Raw genomic sequence first — 2872 nt, forward strand, 5'->3', positions numbered from 1 at the left:
AGACGAAGCAAAAAGTTATTCATTGGGGACTGGGCGAAAAAACAAAAGCGCTTAAAAATATAGCCGACAGAAGAGAATTGCTCGGCGAAGAACTATTTAAACATGTCGATTCAAAATTCGAAAACTCCGAAAACGACCTTAGAGCGACATTAGCGATTTTAGTCAGTTCAATTTATTATTTGAGCCTTCAGGCAAAATCTACAGGTAGTACATTTTGCGGTATTGATGTAAATACCGAAGCAGGAAAAGAACGAATTCAGAAAACGATGCGTAAAATATTAGAACAGACATTTTCTGATGTTGAGCTGTAGTCTACTCAGATACAACTAGAGAAAACGTCCAAGAAGAAATAATTCCTTCTTGGACGTTTTTCATTACAGCCTAAATTCACCATTAAAAATTTCCAATAATTTATCGTGTTAGGTCCTCATTTTTGATTTATTTTTACTATGTTAGCATAACAAAATAATATAGTATATTTGTTTATAACCAAGATACAAGCATATGATAGGTCAACTAATATTTGCGGTTTGTTTCGCTGTAGCATTGTTTCTTTTTAGCAAAAATGCACAACAGATTTATCGTAATATCAAGCTAGGCAGACCGGCAGATCGTTCGGACAGATCCGCGGAGCGTTGGAAAATGATGTTCCTCGTCGCCTTTGGTCAAAAGAAAATGTTTAAGCGTATTTTCCCCGCAGTCCTACATTTATTTGTATACCTTGGATTTGTCATCATCAATATTGAGATGTTGGAGATTGTCATCGACGGGCTTTTTGGTACACATCGTATCTTTTCATTTCTAGGGAGTTTTTATAATTTCCTGATTGGGGCATTTGAATGGCTCGCGCTGGGTGTACTGGTATCCTGTCTCATCTTTTTATTTCGGAGAAATATTGCTAAAGTAGCTCGCTTAAATAGCGCGGAATTGAAACATTGGCCCAAGACGGATGCAAATATTATTTTAATCACAGAGATTCTTTTAATGTCGGCTTTCCTGCTGATGAACGCTTCTGATCTTAAATTGCAACTCTATGGCTTTGCACATTTTAAATCGGCAGGTTCCTTTCCAGTAAGCCATTATCTTCTTCCATACCTTCCTACTTCGACGGAGGCCTTATTTTTAATAGAGCGGTCTTGTTGGTGGTTTCATATCCTAGGTGTACTTGCCTTCTTAAACTACCTCCCCTATTCCAAGCACCTTCATATTATTTTGGCTTTTCCGAACACCTATTTTTCTAATCTGAACGCAAAAGGCAAACTATCCAATATGCCAGCTGTGACCAATGAGGTTAAGGCAATGCTTGATCCGAGTTTCACCCCGCCTCCAGCAGATGCAAATGCACGCTTTGGAGCCAAAGATGTCCAGGATTTAACCTGGAAGAGCTTATTGGATGCATATACCTGTACTGAATGTGGACGTTGTACATCTTCCTGCCCCGCAAATATAACGGGAAAGCTGCTGTCCCCACGAAAAATCATGATGGATACACGGGATCGACTCACTGAAGTCGGTACGAATATCAAAACAAATGGAAGCTTTCAGGATGACGGAAAATCTCTCATTGACACTTACATCAGTCGAGAAGAGTTATGGGCCTGTACAAGCTGTAATGCATGTGTAGAACAATGCCCGGTCAATATTAATCCTTTGGATATTATTATTGAGCTACGCCGCTTTGCTGTTATGGAAGAATCACAAGCTCCTGCGAGTATTAACAATATGTTTGGAAATATTGAGAACAATGGTGCCCCATGGAAATATGCGCAATTGGACCGCGCCAATTGGACTCAACAACAATAGTTTTATGATGGAAAATGAATTAAAAGTTCCCACAGTTGCAGAACTGTTGGCCAAAGGAGAAACTCCTGATATACTATTTTGGGTAGGTTGTGCAGGGAGTTTTGACGAACGTGCACAGAAAATTACGCGCGATATCTGCAGAATATTACAACATGTCGGTTTAAAATATGCCATCTTAGGTACAGAAGAAAGTTGTACAGGTGATCCTGCCAAAAGAAGTGGAAACGAATTTCTATTTCAAATGCAGGCCATGATGAACATCGAAGTACTCAATGGCTATGAAATCAAAAAAATAGTAACGGCTTGCCCACACTGTTTCAATACCTTGAAAAATGAGTATCCATCCCTAGGTGGTAACTATGAGGTCATTCATCATACACAATTGATCCAAAACCTGATCGATGAAGGAAAATTAAAACCAGCGGATAACAACGTATTCAAAGGAAAGAAGATAACCTATCATGATCCCTGTTATCTTGGCCGTGCAAATGAGGTCTATGAGGCACCGAGAAAAGTATTGGAAAGCTTGGATACCCAGTTGATCGAACTGAAACGTTGTAAGAGCAATGGACTTTGCTGTGGTGCTGGGGGCGGACAAATGTTCAAAGAACCAGAGCCCGGAGCAAAAGACATTAACATCGAACGTATCGAAGAAGTCATCGATGCAAAGCCTCAAGTTGTCGCTGCAGCATGTCCTTTCTGTATGACGATGTTAAAAGATGGCGTAAAAATAAAAGAAAAAGAATCAGAGATTGAGGTGTTGGACATTGCGGAAATAACTGCCCGAGCAAATCAATTGTAAATTACATTAATTACGAAATAAAAGAGGCCCGATCATACGATCGGGCCTTTTGTGTAGGGAGAAGAATATCTCCTGTCCACGCTTAAATTAGGGGAATCCCAAAGCCGGTTAAAATATAGGGGATTCCCCCGAATCGAAGATCAGCGCTGTATTTATGCTGATCAAACAACTCTAACATCTAGCCATAACAAAGGTATCACCTCTAATTCGATTGATTGTTGTTCATTTCTTCTAAAATGTTGTTCAAAAATTAACCATTGAAAAAAA

At 39.4% G+C, this 2872-nt stretch carries 2 protein-coding genes and 1 pseudogene; all 3 read left to right on the forward strand.

From position 1 onward, the window contains the following. Positions 1-311, forward strand: a pseudogene (locus B2X72_RS11375) (TetR/AcrR family transcriptional regulator); the annotation flags it as partial. Between the two features lie 193 nt (positions 312-504). Beyond that, on the forward strand, positions 505-1803 hold the full coding sequence (locus B2X72_RS11380) for a 4Fe-4S dicluster domain-containing protein (protein WP_088160854.1): 1299 nt from the start codon (positions 505-507) through the stop codon (positions 1801-1803). Positions 1804-1810: 7 nt separating this feature from the next. After that, positions 1811-2605, forward strand: a complete 795-nt coding sequence (locus B2X72_RS11385; RefSeq protein WP_286849650.1) for a (Fe-S)-binding protein — start codon at positions 1811-1813, stop codon at positions 2603-2605. Positions 2606-2872 lie beyond the last annotated feature (267 nt).

The sequence above is a fragment of the Sphingobacterium sp. UBA7253 genome, assembly GCF_002472745.1.
Lineage (GTDB): Bacteria > Bacteroidota > Bacteroidia > Sphingobacteriales > Sphingobacteriaceae > Sphingobacterium > Sphingobacterium siyangense.

What these genes read in the sequence shown, in the direction of transcription:
- B2X72_RS11385 (WP_286849650.1), top strand. Translation starts at nt 1,811, where the DNA reads ATGGAAAATGAATTAAAAGTTCCCACAGTTGCAGAACTGTTGGCCAAA.
- B2X72_RS11380 (WP_088160854.1), top strand. Translation starts at nt 505, where the DNA reads ATGATAGGTCAACTAATATTTGCGGTTTGTTTCGCTGTAGCATTGTTT.